Annotated in this window: 13 protein-coding genes, 1 tRNA gene and 1 pseudogene; 14 read left to right on the top strand and 1 reads right to left on the bottom strand. The window is 54.4% G+C overall.

What is annotated here, in order from left to right:
* The first annotated feature begins 29 nt into the window (after positions 1–29).
* The 13 genes from GOW93_RS01860 to GOW93_RS01800 all read left to right on the top strand — a co-directional run bounded on the left by GOW93_RS01860 (position 30) and on the right by GOW93_RS01800 (position 14,441).
* Positions 30–1,238 (top strand): SAM-dependent methyltransferase, encoded by a 1,209-nt coding sequence (locus GOW93_RS01860; RefSeq protein ID WP_170381363.1) that lies wholly within the window; start codon positions 30–32, stop codon positions 1,236–1,238.
* A 16-nt stretch (positions 1,239–1,254) separates the two neighbouring features.
* Entirely contained in the window at positions 1,255–1,695 is a 441-nt protein-coding gene (locus GOW93_RS01855) for a TrgA family protein (protein WP_170381362.1), read from the top strand.
* A 30-nt stretch (positions 1,696–1,725) separates the two neighbouring features.
* A complete protein-coding gene (locus tag GOW93_RS01850) occupies positions 1,726–2,841 on the top strand; it encodes an NUDIX domain-containing protein (RefSeq protein ID WP_170381361.1) in 1,116 nt (371 codons plus the stop codon).
* Between the two features lie 69 nt (positions 2,842–2,910).
* Entirely contained in the window at positions 2,911–3,945 is a 1,035-nt protein-coding gene (locus GOW93_RS01845; RefSeq protein ID WP_170381360.1) for a cysteine synthase A, read from the top strand.
* Positions 3,945–6,380, top strand: coding sequence for a DUF3772 domain-containing protein (locus GOW93_RS01840; RefSeq protein WP_170381359.1), 2,436 nt, complete (start codon positions 3,945–3,947; stop codon positions 6,378–6,380). Before GOW93_RS01845 ends, GOW93_RS01840 begins: the two co-directional genes overlap by 1 nt.
* 89 nt (positions 6,381–6,469) lie before the next feature.
* Positions 6,470–6,559, top strand: a tRNA-Ser gene (locus GOW93_RS01835).
* A gap of 404 nt (positions 6,560–6,963) precedes the next feature.
* The gene (locus GOW93_RS01830) at positions 6,964–8,085 is read left to right on the top strand and encodes an aromatic ring-hydroxylating oxygenase subunit alpha (protein ID WP_170381358.1); all 1,122 of its coding nucleotides are present in this window, start codon (positions 6,964–6,966) and stop codon (positions 8,083–8,085) included.
* Complete coding sequence (gene betC, locus GOW93_RS01825) at positions 8,082–9,608, top strand: choline-sulfatase (protein ID WP_174819532.1); 1,527 nt, start codon at positions 8,082–8,084, stop codon at positions 9,606–9,608. The genes GOW93_RS01830 and betC overlap by 4 nt, the downstream gene beginning before the upstream one ends.
* 5 nt (positions 9,609–9,613) lie before the next feature.
* Entirely contained in the window at positions 9,614–10,408 is a 795-nt protein-coding gene (locus tag GOW93_RS01820) for an SDR family NAD(P)-dependent oxidoreductase (protein WP_170381357.1), read from the top strand.
* On the top strand, positions 10,408–11,340 hold the full coding sequence (locus GOW93_RS01815; RefSeq protein WP_170381356.1) for a 3-keto-5-aminohexanoate cleavage protein: 933 nt from the start codon (positions 10,408–10,410) through the stop codon (positions 11,338–11,340). Before GOW93_RS01820 ends, GOW93_RS01815 begins: the two co-directional genes overlap by 1 nt.
* A 10-nt stretch (positions 11,341–11,350) precedes the next feature.
* The gene (locus GOW93_RS01810) at positions 11,351–12,769 is read left to right on the top strand and encodes a gamma-aminobutyraldehyde dehydrogenase (RefSeq protein ID WP_170381355.1); all 1,419 of its coding nucleotides are present in this window, start codon (positions 11,351–11,353) and stop codon (positions 12,767–12,769) included.
* Entirely contained in the window at positions 12,769–13,509 is a 741-nt protein-coding gene (locus GOW93_RS01805) for an SDR family NAD(P)-dependent oxidoreductase (RefSeq protein WP_170381354.1), read from the top strand. Before GOW93_RS01810 ends, GOW93_RS01805 begins: the two co-directional genes overlap by 1 nt.
* Positions 13,509–14,441, top strand: a complete 933-nt coding sequence (locus GOW93_RS01800) for a 3-hydroxyacyl-CoA dehydrogenase NAD-binding domain-containing protein (protein ID WP_170381353.1) — start codon at positions 13,509–13,511, stop codon at positions 14,439–14,441. Before GOW93_RS01805 ends, GOW93_RS01800 begins: the two co-directional genes overlap by 1 nt.
* On the opposite strand, the gene GOW93_RS01795 is transcribed toward GOW93_RS01800, so the two are convergent.
* Positions 14,419–15,447 (bottom strand): GlxA family transcriptional regulator, encoded by a 1,029-nt coding sequence (locus GOW93_RS01795; protein WP_170381775.1) that lies wholly within the window; start codon positions 15,445–15,447, stop codon positions 14,419–14,421. The genes GOW93_RS01800 and GOW93_RS01795 overlap by 23 nt on opposite strands.
* Positions 15,448–15,636: 189 nt before the next feature.
* Between GOW93_RS01795 and GOW93_RS01790 the strand changes: the two are divergent.
* A pseudogene (locus GOW93_RS01790) lies at positions 15,637–16,298 on the top strand (IS6 family transposase).
* Positions 16,299–16,450 lie beyond the last annotated feature (152 nt).

Genomic DNA, 16,450 nt, shown 5'->3' with positions numbered 1-16,450 from the left:
TTGAACTGAGGCCGCAAAGGGGAGGGCGGATGATCCTTACAACAACCGAAGGGCAAAAAGACCTGCCCAGATATTTTGCTCAGGTCTTCAAGATGCTGAACCGGATGGAGTCCGGCAGGTTGGACATAGCGTTGCCGGACGGTCGCGTGTTCCGATCTGAAGGTGCCAAGCCCGGGCCAGTGGCGCGGGTTGATATACATGACCCAGACGTCTTTGCGCGCCTGGTCCGTGAAGGAGAGTTGGGTTTTTCTGACGCTTACCTGGAAGGGGACTGGAGTACGCCTGACCTGCGCTCATTCATGGATTTGGTGCATCTGGGCACCGAGACCGTGTATGACGATTTCACCGGCAAGTTTCTGGTTCAAGCCTACGAGCGTTTGCGCTTTTGGCTGCACCGCAACCACCGACGGCAGGCCAAAAAGAACATCTCGTATCACTATGATTTGGGGAATGATTTTTACGGCTTGTGGCTGGACGATACGATGACCTATTCCAGCGCTCTGTTCGAGACCGGGCAGGAAAGTCTGGAAAAGGCTCAAACCGCGAAATACGCAAGCCTTGTTGACGAGATGGGTGCAAAGCCCGGAGATCATATCCTTGAAATCGGTTGTGGCTGGGGTGGCTTCGCGGAATATGCCGCGAAAGAGCGTGGCCTTCGGGTCACAGGTCTTACAATCAGTCAAGAGCAGTTGAACTTTGCCAAGCAGAGAATTGAAAATGCAGGACTTTCTGATCTTGTTGAGTTCAAATTACAAGATTACCGTGACGAAAGAGGTCAATATGACGGCATTGCCTCGATCGAGATGTTCGAGGCCGTGGGCCAAAAGTACTGGCCTGTCTATTTCGAAACGGTCCGTGATCGTCTGAAACCGGGTGCTCAAGCCACGCTGCAAATTATCACCGTCGCAGATCATCGTTGGGATATCTACAAAAATGGCGTTGATTTCATTCAGAAATATATCTTTCCGGGCGGAATGCTTCCGGCGCCTTCGGTCCTGAAACAGCAGGTGACCGATGCAGGATTGAATGTGGTGAAATCACGTGAATTCGGCAAAAGTTACGATCTGACCCTGCGTCGTTGGTACGATACGTTCAACGACAAATGGGACGAAATTTCCGAACTGGGCTTTGATGAGCGTTTCCGCCGCATGTGGAACTATTATTTGACCGCATGCGGAGCAGCCTTTGACACTGGCAACTGCGATGTGACACAGATCACTATAGCAAAACCCAGTTAACAAACGGAAATACCGTATGCCTACTGCTCCGCGTCTCGTTGCTGCTATTTGTCTGCTGGTCGTGGCGTTTCTCGTCTCATCCATGATTATCAACAATGGGGAAGAAGGAAAGGACTATGGCTGGTTTACCTACGTCAACATGTTGATTGGTTTCGCATGTGGCTGGAAGGTTATGGGCAAGCGTGTTGGCCGCGGTTGGACCGCTGCGGTCAATAATGGTTTGACTGGCATGGCGGCGACCGTGTTCTGGTGCCTGTTCACACAAGGCTGCTATGAGATGTTCCGACTGGCCATGCGCCACCGTTATGACGGCCCGTTCGAGGCTCTTATTTCAATTTTCCAGCTCAGCGTGGAATACAGCAAACTTCTACTGACATCTGAAATTCTGTGGACTTTGGCGATAGGAGCTCTTATCGCAGGGCTTGCAGCCGAAGAGGCTAACCGCCGTTGGCGGTAAATCACCTGATTTAAATCGAGTTTCGCTCTAGTGTCCGATTTGTTCTTTTACGGCACCCTCCGGCATTTACCCTTGCTGGAATGTGTGCTTGGCCGTACTTTGTCACATTTGGAGTTTTCTCGGGCCAGCCTGCCTGATCACGCTGTCTATGGTGTGAAGGCAGAGGCATTTCCAATGATAGTGGAGGAAAAGGGCAGCAACGCTGAAGGCGTGTTGGTGCAAGGATTGGGCGCCGAAGATCTGAAGCGGCTGGCCTATTATGAGGGTGGGTTTGAATACGACCTAAGTCCGCAGATTGTCGAGCAGGAAGACGGCACCCGCTCTGAGGCTCGCGTATTCTATCCTGAACCCGGTCTTTGGTCTCCGGATAAGCTGTGGTTATTGGGGGATTGGGTCCGTGAGTGGGCCGAGGTGGTGGTCCTCGCTGCTCAGGAAGAGATGGCCTATTACGGTAAGGTCGACGCTTCCGCGATTGCGCGAAACTTTTCACCGATCCGAACCCGTGCATGGGCTAAGCTGGCCGCGCGCAAGCGCCGGACTGATGACCCGCGCGACACGGAAAAGGATGTTATCGTCCAAAGCCACAAACGTGCTTATATTAACTATTTCGGCGTAGAAGAGCTTGAGGTGCAGCATCGTCAGCATGATGGCACGATGGGTCCGGTTCTAAACCGCAGCGGGTTGATGCAGGGGGCCGCTGTCGTCGTTCTGCCTTATGACCCTGTGCGCGATGCCGTGCTGTTGGTCGAGCAGTTTCGAGCGCCGGTTTTTCTGATTGATGACCCAGAGCCCTGGATGTGGGAACCCGTGGCAGGCATGATCGACCCCGGTGAAACACCCGAGCAGACTGCCTATCGCGAAGCGCTGGAAGAGGCGCATGTGACGCTGGACTCTCTGGAATATGCGGGTGGGGCCTATTCCTCGAGCGGGTCGTCAACTGAGTATGTCTATCTCTATGTAGGTCTGGGTGATCTTGTGCGGACGATCGACAATGGGGGTTTGGCGTCCGAGGGAGAGGATATTCGAACCCAAATTATGCCTTTCGACACCTTCATGCAGAAGGCAGACAACAACGAATTCAAAGATTTGCCGCTGTTGTTGCTGGCCAATTGGCTGGCCCGGCACCGTGATCGCTTGCGCGGTTAAGGATCGCCGCTTGTGGTTGTCGCACGGCATCTGTAAATCTTCGATGGGACGTAATGAAATGAGGGCGCCATGCGCATTGCACGAGACCTTGCCGACGCAGTCGGGAAAACACCGCTGATCCGGTTAAAGCGCATCAGTGAAGAGACCGGATGCGAGATTCTCGGCAAGGCCGAGTTCATGAATCCGGGGCAATCGGTCAAGGATCGCGCGGCGCTTTATATCATTCGCGACGCCATCGCACGCGGCGAGCTGAAACCCGGCGGCACCATTGTCGAGGGTACGGCTGGCAATACGGGGATTGGCCTTGCACTTGTTGGTGCGTCGATGGGGTTCAAAACCGTGATCGTGATCCCGGAAACCCAGTCGGAAGAAAAGAAGGACATGCTGCGCCTAGCTGGCGCTCAACTGGTGCAGGTACCTGCGGCGCCATACCGCAACCCGAACAACTTCGTTCATTACTCGCGCCGTCTGGCCGAAGAACTGGCGCAGACCGAACCCAATGGGGCGATCTGGGCGAACCAGTTTGACAACGTCGCCAACCGTCAGGCTCATGTCGAAACCACAGGCCCTGAAATCTGGGAGCAGACAGGCGGCAAGGTCGATGGCTTTGTCAGCGCCGTAGGTTCGGGCGGGACACTGGCCGGTGTGGCCGACGCGCTGCAGCCCAAAGGGGTAAAGATCGCTCTGGTCGATCCGATGGGGGCGGGGCTCTATTCCTACTACACCACCGGTGAGATCGCGATGGAGGGCAGCTCGATCGCGGAAGGTATTGGTCAGGTGCGCATCACCAAGAACCTCGAAGGGTTCAAGCCTGATTACGCGTATCAGATGACCGATAACGAAGCGCTGCCATACATCTTCGATCTTCTACGCGAGGAGGGTTTGGTTATGGGCGGTTCGACCGCGATCAACATGGCGGGCGCCGTGCGCCTGGCCAAGGATCTGGGGCCAGGCCATACCATCGTTACCATCCTGTGCGACTATGGCACACGCTATCAGTCCAAGCTGTTCAACCCTGAATTCCTGCGCGAAAAGGAACTGCCGGTTCCGGATTGGATGACCGAGGCCCCGCGCAGCATTCCCGGCGTATTCGAGGACGTATGATGCTGCGGCAGGTTCGCCTGTTTCTAGCGCTCTTATTGGTTTGTTTTGCCATGCTGGGCGGCCCTGCGGCTGCGCAACTGACAGATAGGCAAAGCGAATACTATCAGGGCTGGCTTAGTACGGCGAACCGCGCCGAAGCGGTTATCGAGGCGAACCGTGCCTCAAACGCTGCGTTGGAAAACCTGCGTTCCGAGATTAACGGCTACCGTGAGGACTTTAGCAGGGCCCGCGGTGCAAACACTGACCGAATTCAAACACTTGAAGGTCAAATCAAGGCGCTTGGCCCAAAGCCCGAAGGAGATGCGACAGAACCGGAAGACATTGCCAAAATCCGGACGCATCTAGAGGAACAGCTCAATAGCTTGCGTGTTCCTCGTATAATTTCGGAAGAAGCTTTCAGCCGCGCCAACGGTCTTATTAGTGAAATTGACCAAATCATCCGGCACCGCCAGACGAGGGAGCTGATGGAACGTGGGCCCTCTCCGGTCAATCCAGCCTATTGGAGACCAGCTTGGGTAGACGTGACGGAAGCCTTTCGCAGTCTGGTAAATGAGGTTGCGGAAAATCTGCACACCGATGTTGTCCACGAGCGGATTCGCGATCGCGGATTGGGTATCTTTGTTCTGGCTGTCATTTCTGCAGTTTTGCTGGTGTTTGGCCGACGGTGGTCGGAGCAGGGCGGCGACTACCTTCGGCTTTTAGGTGGGTCCGGAACCGGGGTTTGGACGTTCGTTATATCGCTTTTGCGTATCATTCTGCCTTGGCTTGGTGTTTTGGCGGCTGTCGCGGCTATTCGTCTGACCGGAGTTCTAGGTTTGCGTGGCGCATTGCTGTTGGAACAAGTCCCATATTGGGCGGCGATAATCTTTTTTTACGATTGGATCGGACGTCAGATCTATTTGATTGGTAAGGCACAAGGCTTCAAACGGCTGTCTGCCGCCAAAATCAAAGAGCTGCGCGTTTACATCGATCTTCTGGCCTTGATGCTGATATTGCACGAGCTGGCGATCCTGTTCGAGCAAATCGAAAACATCTCGGATTCCACCCGTGCTGTTGTCAGTTTCCCTGTGATCGTGGTCACAGCGTTGCTGCTGCTTAGGGTGCGGCATATTCGAACCAAAGAAATCCAGCAGGACGCGCCGGACCCAACTGGTACAACACGGGCGGCAGGATTTAGTCAGCTCGTCGAGTTTCTGCGCCGCGCCCTGTTTATTCTGGGTCTAACGACCCCCGCCCTGGCGTTGTTTGGTTATACGAATGCTGCTGAGGCAATTGTATTTCCTGCTGTGAAAACGCTTGTCCTAATTGCCGGTTTGGTGATTTTTCAACGTTTCATCACTCAGGTCTATGGGTGGATCACCGGGCAAGGCGAAGCTGTCTGGGACTCGTTGTTTTCTGTGCTGGTGGGCTTTACCCTCGCAATTCTGGCCTTGCCGATCCTTGCGCTTTACTGGGGCGCGCGTGAGACGGATTTGCGCGAAGCCTGGTCGCGGCTTCTGTTGGGGTTCGATATCGGGGGCGTCACGATCTCGCCCAGCAACTTCTTCACATTCGTGGTTGTGTTCCTGATTGGCTACGGCCTAACGCGCGTGCTGCAGAGCGGTTTACGAAACTCTTTGCTACCTAAAACCAGCATAGATCCGGGTGGACAGAACGCGATTGCGGCGGGCACTGGCTATGTAGGAATATTCTTGGCCGCGCTGGTGGCCATTGTGGTGGCCGGGTTTGACCTTTCGTCGCTGGCCATTGTCGCCGGTGCACTGTCGGTCGGTATTGGGTTTGGTCTGCAAACCATCGTGTCGAACTTTGTATCGGGCATCATTCTGTTGGTTGAGCGGCCGATTTCGAAGGGTGACTGGATCGATGTAAACGGGATGATGGGCTATGTGCGCGACATCTCGGTACGGTCTACGCGGATTGAGACGTTTGATCGGACAGATGTGATCGTACCCAATTCGGACCTGATCAGTGGTGTAGTGACGAACTATACGCGCGGCAACACCATTGGGCGGGTCATCGTGCCAGTGGGCGTTGCCTACGGTACTGATACACGTGTGGTAGAAAAGATTTTGGGCGAGGTTGCCAACGCCCATCCAATGGTTCTGGCCAACCCAGCCCCCAGCGTGGTGTTTCAGGGCTTTGGTGCGGATTCGTTGGATTTCGAGATCCGCGCCATCCTGCGCGATGTGAACTGGGTGCTGTCGGTGAAGTCCGACATGAACCACGAGATCAACCGCCGGTTTGCTGACGCTGGAATTGAGATCCCGTTCGCGCAGCGCGATGTTTGGCTACGAAACCCCGAGGCATTGCAGGGACAAGCCCCCACACAGAAGTCAGAGCCGGAACCTTCAGAAAAGACGGAGAAATCTCCTTCTTCCAAACCTGTTGATATGACAGAGGCCGATCTGGGTGACGGGGGAGGAGATGAGTATTAACCGTGTTTGTAGCGCGGTTGAGGAAGGTTGAAAATCGCTTTAATCGCCCCTTGCAAATCCTCCGGCGATGGTTCACATATCGCGCCTACGGAGAGGTGGCCGAGTGGTCGAAGGCGCACGCCTGGAAAGTGTGTAGGCGGGAAACCGTCTCCAGGGTTCGAATCCCTGTCTCTCCGCCATCCATTCAGTTTATCGTGAGACGTTGACGCAGACCTTCGAGTTTGCCCTATCATTTCGGGGACTTGCGCTGTTGTTCAGGCGTACATGAATTTTCCAGAAATTCGCCTCCGTTCATTCCTTTGTCTACAACTACTTCAACAGGAGCGATCTCTCCCCAGTTAAGATGTTTTCAAGCTGACGCCGTCCGCTGTTCTAACCGAGTGTCGCGATCTTTGTGCGGTATAAAGGTAAGCCATAGTGGCCAAGCTTATACTGTTTCAAATTTGTCTGACAGCACCCTCGTTAGATCAACGCGAAGACCCCGAAAGCCAATTGGTTGGCGAAAATAATCAAATCAGCGGCTGATTAAGCATAGCCCTGGATCGCACTTGAAATAGGTTTAGCCCTACCTGGGAGGGGCAGCATGACCGATTCAGAAACAATTTCCTTTGGCTACCACGTTGATCCATCGCGCTCTAGCTCATTGCAGGCTGCAGCTTACACTGAGGAACAGTGGTTTGACGCTGACCTTCGCTCCATTCTCTCTAAGACTTGGCAATGGGTGTGTCATGTCGAGAAAACACGTGAGCCGGGGTCCTTTGTAACTGTGGATATTGCCGGTCAACCTATTGCGGTTGTGCGTGACAAAGAGGGTAAGCTTCGGGCCTTTTACAACGTTTGTAAACACCGTGCTCATGAGCTGCTATCGGGCGAAGGCAATACCACACGGATTATGTGCCCCTATCATGCTTGGGTCTATAAGCTTGACGGGCAATTGGCGCGTGCGCCACATACTGAAAACCTCGAAGACTTCAACAAAGACGAGATTTGCCTCGACGAAGTGCAGGTCGAAGAGTTTTGCGGCTTTGTTTTCGTCAATTTGGATCCGACGGCAACCTCATTGTCAGAGCAATCGGGAAATTTGGAAACCGAGGTGCGGCATTGGGCACCAGATGTGGATCAGCTTACTTTTGGCCACCGTCTGACCTATGACATCAAGTCTAACTGGAAGAACGTCGTGGACAATTTCCTAGAGTGTTATCACTGCCCCACGGCGCACAAAGACTTCTGCGACCTCGTGGATATGGATACCTACAAGGTCACAACCTACGGCATCTACTCAAGCCATATGGCTGACGCAGGCAACAGCCCTAATACCGCCTATGATGTGTCGAATGCCACTGTAAAAACCCATGCTGTTTGGTGGCTCTATCCTACCACCTGCCTCATGCGGTATCCGGGACGGTCCAGCATGATCGTGTTGAACATCATCCCTGTTGGGCCAGATCGGACGCTTGAAACCTATGACTTCTTCCTTGAAACGCCGGAACCTGACGCGATGGAGTTGGATGCCATTCGTTATCTGGACGAAGTTCTTCAGGTCGAAGACATCAGACTCGTCGAAAGTGTGCAGCGTGGGATGAACACACCTGCGTTCACCCAGGGTAGGATCGTCAATGACCCGGATGGGTCCGGCAAGTCCGAGCACGCCGTGCATCACTTCCATGGCCTTGTCCTGGACGCTTACGCAAAAGGTGCTGCGTGACGCGGCCAAACATCCTTGTGATCATGGCGGACCAATTGGCGCCGCATTTCACAGGGGCCTATGGGCACAAGATCGCCAAGACACCGCACCTGGATGCTTTGGCCGCACGCGGCATGCGCTTTGATGCGGCTTACTGCAATTCTCCACTTTGTGCGCCTTCACGGTTTGCCTTTATGTCAGGCCAGCACATCAGCCGCATCGCAGCTTATGACAATGCATCCGAGTTCAAGGCATCGGTCCCAACATTTGCGCACTACCTCAAATTGTTAGGCTATCGGACCTGCCTTTCGGGCAAGATGCATTTCGTTGGCCCGGATCAGATGCATGGGTTCGAAGACAGGGTGACGACCGATATTTACCCCGCAGATTTCGCGTGGACCCCGGATTGGGAAGCTCCTGACGAGCGAATTGATAAGTGGTACCACAATATGCAAACGGTCAAGGAAAGCGGTTTGGCCCATGCGACATTCCAGATCGACTATGACGACGAAGTTGCCTTTGCCGCCAAACGTTGGTTGTTCGATGCAGCCCGTGACAAAGCACACGGCAACGATGCGCCTTTTGCGATGGTGGCAAGCTTCATTCACCCGCACGATCCATATGTGGCCCGACCAGAATGGTGGAACCTGTATGCGGACGATGACATCGAGATGCCCGCGTTCGTGCCCGCGCTGGAGGATCAGGACCCGTTCTCCCGCCGTTTGATGGATGGGATCGAAGCGTCTTATGTGCCACTCAGTGAGGAAGAGATACGGCGTGCGCGACATGCTTATCTGGCCAACGTCAGCTACTTCGACAGTAAAATCGGAGAGCTGGTTCAAGCCCTTGAAGAGACCGGAGAGTTGGACAACACCATTGTGATTGTCACTGCGGATCACGGCGACATGCTGGGCGAGCGTGGGCTGTGGTACAAAATGAACTTCTTCGAGCACTCCGCACGCGTTCCGCTGGTCATGGCTGGCCCAGGCATTGCAGTTGGGGCCGCGCAGAACGCTGTGTCGCTTGTCGATCTGCTGCCGACATTTATCGACATTGGTGGCGGTGATAAGACGATGATCGGAGAGCCGATCGACGGTCGCAGTCTTATGCCCTTGGCGCGGGGCGAAGAGGACCCAGACAACGAAGCCATCGCTGAGTATTGTGCCGAGATGACGGGCTACCCCGTGATCATGATCCGGCGCGGTCCATTGAAGTATATTCATTGCGATAGCGACCCGCCTCAGCTCTACGACCTAAGCGCCGACCCGATGGAAACGAGAAATATCGCTGCGGATCCTGACTATGCCGACGCGGCAACCCTTTTCGCTACCGAAGTTGCCGAGCGTTGGGACGGCAGTGATTTGCGCAACAAAATAATTGCCACGCAGAAATCGCGCCGCGCGTTGCATGCCGCGATGGAGGCAGGTGCCAGCGAGCCTTGGGACTACAACCCGCCGTCTGACGCAAGCCGGCAGTATGTACGCAACAATATGGATTGGACCGTGGCCGCAAGCCGCTATCGCTACCCGCCTTTGAAGGACTGAAGCCGATGATGCTGAACGGAAAAATCGCCCTTGTGACTGGCGCGCGCGGAGGTATCGGGCGCGCGATTGTCGCGCGGTTCCTGAGGGAAGGCGCGACGGTGTTTTCCGCGGACCTTACACCGGAGGGGTCGTTAGATCAGCACGACGATGATGGCAGTCATTTTGTTAAACTGGATGTGACGCAAGAGGCAGACGCGATAGCCGCAATGGATCATGTGCGCGTGGCACACGGCAAACTGGACATCCTAGTGAACGCGGCCGGGATCGAGATCGAAAAAACGGTAGAAGAAACCACTCTGGAGGAGTGGAACCTAAGTTTTGCGGTTAATTCCACGGGTACTTTTCTGACTTCGAAATACGCCATTCCGTTGATGCGCGAAGCAGCGAAATCGGGGAACAGCGCAAGCCTTATTAACTTCGGGTCATATGACGGATTCATTGCCGATCCAGGGCTTGCGGCTTATTGCGCAACCAAGGGGGCGGTACATGCTTTGACCCGCGCAATGGCTTGCGATCATGGCCCTGAAGGTATCCGTGTGAACGCCATTTGCCCCGGCTATATCGACACTCCAATGTTGCAGAGCTTCTTCAACGGCGATGGATCTGGCGGAGGCGGTGGCAACATTGAGACACTGCAACAGGCCGTGCGCGATGTTCATCCGATGCGCACCTACGGGACGCCCGAGGATATTGCAAATCTGGTCAACTGGCTTGCTTCGGACGAAGCGCGGTATGCTTCCGGTCAGTTGTGGGTTTTGGATGGAGGGCTGTCTGCACAAGTGCAGCAGATGAAGCTCTGATGCCCAAGCCTGTCATCATCACCTGCGCGCCAACGGGGGGCATCCATACACCATCGATGTCACCTCACCTGCCGATTACGCCAGCCGAGATCGCGACGGCCAGTATTGAAGCGGCACAAGCAGGTGCTTCGATCATCCACTTACACGCGCGGCACCCGGAAACCGGAAAACCCGACCCACGACCTGAGCTGTTCAAGCAATTCCTGCCTGTAATCAAGCAGTCCACCGATGTTGTGATGAATGTCTCTACCGGCGGTGGCTTGGGAATGTCGATGGATGAACGGCTGCTGGCGGCGACGTCTACCAGCCCAGAGATGGCATCGCTCAACATGGGATCCATGAACTTTGGCATCTTTCCGATGCTGCAGAAATACACTCAGTTTCAGCACGATTGGGAACAGCCATTTCTGGAGATGACAGAAGATTTCATCTTTCCCAACACCTTCAAAACAATTCGTTATGCCATCGAAAAACTTGGTGGCGATCATGGCACCAAGTTCGAGTTCGAATGCTATGATCTTGGCCATCTCTATAACGTCAAATGGTTCGTGGATCAGGGACTGATCAAACCGCCATTCTTCATTCAGATGGTATTTGGCATCTTGGGTGGCGTTGGCGCAGATGCCGACCATCTGACCCACATGCACAACACAGCCGATAAGCTGTTCGGAGCAGAGAATTTCGAATGGTCGGTCCTTGCCGCAGGACGTCACCAAATGCCTTTCGCGACCCAAAGTGCCATGCGGGGTGGTAACTTGCGGGTGGGTCTCGAAGACAGCCTGTTCATCGGCAAGGGTGAGTTGGCAAAATCCAACGCGGAACAAGTCACACGCATCCGATCAATCGTTGAAAACCTTGGCCTTACGGTCGCGACTCCCGCCGAGGCGCGCGCACGGCTCGCACTTAAAGGCGGCGATCAGGTTGGGTTTTAAGGAGACGCATATGCAGACGAAAATGCTGATCAACGGCGAAATGGTTGAAGGTACCGGAGAAGCCTTGGACATCCTGAACCCTGCAACGGGCGAAGTTATTGGCAAGGTAAATGAAGCCAACGATGAACAGATCAAGGCAGCAGTGCGCGGTTCAGCAGAGGCATTTGAGACCTTTTCGGCCACGCCCCCCGCAGAACGCGCTGCGATCTTGCTACAAATAGCCGATGTTATCGAGGCGAACAGCCAAGAGTTGGCAGAACTTGAGAGCCTTGATGTGGGAAAGCCTTGGCCATCGGCTCATGATGACGAAATGCCGTTGACGATTGATGTCTTTCGCTTTTTCGCTGGCGCTGCGCGCACCATGATGGGGTCAGCATCTGGCGAATATGTCGCGGGTCATACTTCGATGATACGGCGTGATCCAATTGGTCCCGTCGCGGCCATAGCGCCTTGGAACTACCCGCTGATGATGGCGTCCTGGAAGATTGCTGCACCAATTGCAGCAGGTTGTTCTGTGGTGTTGAAACCGTCCGAGATCACGCCCCTATCTACTCTGCGGTTAGCTGAATTGTTGCGAGATGTTCTGCCAAAAGGCGTGCTAAACGTGATCCATGGTCACGGGCCCGGCGTGGGGAATGCCCTGATGAACAGCCCACAGATGGAAGGGATCAGTGTTACGGGTTCTCCGGCGACAGGCATGGCTGCAATGCGGGCTGCTTCCCAGAAAATTAAACACGTTCATCTGGAATTGGGCGGCAAGGCGCCAGTCATTGTCTTTGATGATGCTGATCTCGATGCTGTGGCCGAGACGATCCGATATGGCAGCTACTTCAATGCCGGTCAGGACTGCGCACAGCCTTGCCGCGTGATGGTTGCAGACGGTGCCTACGACAAACTTGTGGCTGCGATTGCCGATCAGGTTGGCCAAATCCAGATCGGTGCGCCGAAAGCTGAAGGAACGGAAATCGGCCCGCTTGTCTCTGCGGCTCAGCGGGATCGTGTTGCGGGTTTTGTGGACCGTGCGCGCAGCAGCGCAGAAATCGTGTCCGGCGGGACGATTGGCGAAGAAAAGGGGTTCTTCTACCAGCCTACCGTTATCGCCAACGTCGACAACACTGCAGAGATTGCCTGCAATGAGGTCTTTGGCCCCGTTGTAACTGTCTCCCGTTTTACTGACGCAGAAGATGCGCTGAAGATCGCCAACAATGGGCCTTACGGGCTGGCTTCGTCGGTCTGGACGCGAGATGTCGGGCGCGCGATGCAAATGACGTCTAAGCTGCGCTATGGGTTTACGTGGGTCAACACACACGGGGTCGCGACCCCCGAAATGCCATGGGCCGCGATGAAGGGTTCGGGCACAGGCAGTGATATGTCGGTCTATGCACTGGATGCCTATACCGCAATCCGTCATGTGATGGTGGCACACTGATGCGGTTGGCTGGAAAACACGCCTTTGTGACAGGCGGCAAACAAGGGATTGGACGCGGCATAGTTGAAGCGTTCGTGGCTGAAGGTGCCGCTGTCACCACCTGCGGGCGCGGCCCTCAACCAGATGATCTGCCGAAAAACGTAATTTGGTACACACTGGATGTGTCCGACGCCGAAGCGGTTGCACAGATCGTCAGGACAGTCGGTGGGACTGATATCCTTGTAAACAACGCCGGCGTTCAGGTCGAAAAAACAGTGACCGAAAGCACAGACGCGGATTGGGACTTAGTAATGGGAGTAAATGCGCGAGGCGTTTTTAACTGTTGCCGCGCCTTCATTCCAGAAATGTCGCAAGGCGGCTCAATCATCAACATCGGTTCGATTTCGGGCAATGTCGCGGACCCATCGATGGCGCTCTACAATGCGTCAAAAGCGTTTGTGCATGGGCTCACACGCTCTATCGCAGTGGACCACGGACCTGCGGTGCGCTGTAATGCGATCTGCCCGGGATGGATCGAGACGGGCATGCTGGACGCAGCGTTCGAACTATCCCATGACCCGGAAAAGGCCAAATCAGATGCATTGGCTCGCCACGCAGTCAAACGCTTTGGTAAGCCTGCCGACATAGCTGCGATGGCTGTGTGGTTGGCCTCTGACGACTCGTCTTTTGCAACCGGGCAGTTGTTCACTGTGGACGGAGGCATGACGGCGGCCTCCCCCCTTAATCCAGGGCTATTCTGATGTCAGAAATTGAAAGAACCGCCATCCTTGGGGCCGGGGTAATCGGGTCAAGCTGGGCAGCGCTATTCCTCGCATCGGGTCGTAGCGTAACAGTCTTTGATCCCGATCCGAATACAGAAGCATCCGTTCGGGCTTATATCGAAAAAGCGTGGCCGGCGTTGACCGAGTTGGAACTCGCAGACAGAGCTACACCTGACGCGATCACTTTTGTTTCGACCGCCAAGGCGGCTGTGCGTGGCGCGCAATTCATTCAGGAGAATGTGCCAGAGAGGCTCCCAATTAAACATTCGATCTATGCTGCGATTGAGCCAGAGTTGAAAGCTGACGCGATTGTCTCTAGCTCAACTTCCGGCCTGACACTCAAGGCTTTACAAGAGGGTTGGCGCGATCCAAGCAAACTGATCTTAGGTCATCCATTTAATCCGCCACATCTCATCCCGCTGGTCGAGTTGACAGCAAACGATTCCACCGGTTCAGATGTGTTGGACCGCACAGAGGCATTCTACAAGGAAATTGGCAAGGTCACGATCCGGATCAAGAGGGGTATGCCCGGGCATGTCGCAAACCGCTTGCAAGCCGCAGTTTGGCGCGAGGCTGTCTATATGGCGGTCGAAGGTGTCGCCAGTGTCGAAGACATCGACAAAGCGATGTGGGCCGGACCGGGACTGCGGTGGGCTGCGATGGGTCCGACGACTCTTTTTCACCTGGGTGCCGGAGACGGTGGCCTGCGGGCCTTTTGTGACCATTTCAAAGACACATTCAACGGCTGGTGGGACGATCTGGGCGATCCCCGTCTTGATGAGGACGTGATCAATACTCTGGTCGATGGCATTGCTGAGCAAGCAGAAGGGCAAAGTACCGAAGAGCTATCAGCGCAACGCGACAAGATGCTAACAGCGATGCAAAAGGCTACCCAACACCTTCGGACTTGATGTCAGGCTTGAACATTGGCCAAGCGCGAAATTCGAATGGCGTGCGGCCTTCTATGCGGTCTGCACTTGGCGTCAAACCAAAGCGTTTGCGATATGCTCGGCTGAAATGAACCTGCCCGTTAAACCCTGATGCTTCTGCGATCTCGCTGAACTTAAGCTCAGTTTGCGTCACTAATCCGCGCGCCCGATCAAGGCGTATGTCAAGGTAATACTCGATCGGCGACTTATGGACATATTGTTGAAACAGCCTGCTAAGTTGTCGTTGCGAAATCCTTAACCGCGCTGATATTTCAGGGATCGACAGGGTGGCTTCCAAATGCTGCTCCATCAGATCTATCGCGTCTCGGACGACCCCAGAAGTGACATACCCCAGCGGCTCAACATCTTTGGGGTTCTGTGATTGACCTTCGCCGCGCACGTTGTGATGAAACAGGTATCGCGCAGATGCATTGGCGATACTTTCACCGACGACAGAATGTACAAACCGCAACCCCAGATCAGTCGCGGCAGATCCCCCGCAACAAGTGAATATCTTTCCATCCATAACAATCATGTCCTCTGACACGGTGGTGTTATGGGCCATTTCGGCAAAGGCATCGATGTGTTCATAGTGAACCGTCGCAGTCTTGCCCTTGAGAAGTCCAGCAGTCGCAAGAACTATCGCACCGGTATCCAAGCCACCAACGATCGCTCCGCACGTCTCCCATTTTTGAAGGGCCACCTTGAACTGAGGTGTTCCGTGACGTTCAGGTGACCAACTTGTACTCACCAGAACTAGCCAAGGCTTGCTCCCAACCACGTCCGCCAATGGGGCAGTGTCAACGACCAAGCCGCTGCTAGACTCAACTGGACCACCGGCGTCTGAGACATAGGTCCAAGAAAATCGAGCCAAACCTATCAGATAATTTGCTATTCGGAATGGATCCACGAAAGACGTCGTCGCCGAAACATTGAAATGCGGACTCACCAAAACAACGATTTCTAGCTTGCGGTCTATAGGCTGCATCATGGCGGATTATGAAAAACGGCGTCCAAAAATGTCAATTCCGTTTCGGAAAAACGTAGGAACACCATTTCACGGGCACATATAAACCAAAGTACCGAGGCAAACACTGCCTAAAGCGGCAGGGCGGTTGCGTAGCGTTTGTGAATAACCAAACCTATGTCCTTCAAGTAATTTGTACCCAGTCCCGAGATCATTCGTCTGGCCGTGCTGCTATATGCTTGGTTCCCACTATCGCATTCGCAAAGTAGAAAGCCTTTTGCACGAGCGTGGCATCGAAGTGAGCCACGAGACAGTGAGGTATTGGTGGAACCGTTTCGGCCCGATGTTCGCATCGAAAATCCAGAGAAAACGGGCCCAGCAGTTGCGGGCATACTAAAAATCGAAATGGCATGTCGAAGAAGTATTTGTGAAGCTCAATGGCAAAAGGCACTATCTGTGGCGCGTCGTGGATAACGAAGGCAACGTGGTTGAAGCCGTATTAACCAAACGTCGAAACAAGCAAGCTGCATTGTTAATACTCAAGAAATTGATGAAGAGACACGGCACAGTGGATGAGCTGGTCACCGATCGCTTTGCGTCATATCGGGCAGGGCTCAGAGAGTTCGGTGCCAAGGAAAACAAAGACGGGCAGGTGGCTCAACAACCGCGTCGAGAGCTCGCACTTACCGTTCCGACGACGATTACGCGCGATGCAGCGGTTCAGGCAGATGTGAAGTTTGCAGAAGTTCGACGCCGTTCACCCCTCCGATTGCAATCACTTCAACCAGGAGCGATCTCTAAACAGTCGAGACACCTTCAAACTGACAAGGTCCACCGCTCTTGCCGGGTGGTGTGAACTTGGCGCGGCATAACAGACAGCTTCACTGGCCTAGCCGAGACTGGTTCGAATTCGTTTGGCAGCACCTCCATCAATCTCGGAAACTGTTGTCAGTACTGTTCGGGTTGACGCGGGCAAGTTGTAAAACGAGCGCGGCGCAAGTGTTCGACAAACACAACATTGTCG

The sequence above is a fragment of the Ruegeria atlantica genome (assembly GCF_013032455.1).
Lineage (GTDB): Bacteria > Pseudomonadota > Alphaproteobacteria > Rhodobacterales > Rhodobacteraceae > Ruegeria > Ruegeria atlantica_B.
The sequence above is the reverse complement of the archived record's forward strand: the minus strand, read 5'-3'. Positions and strand labels throughout refer to the sequence as shown.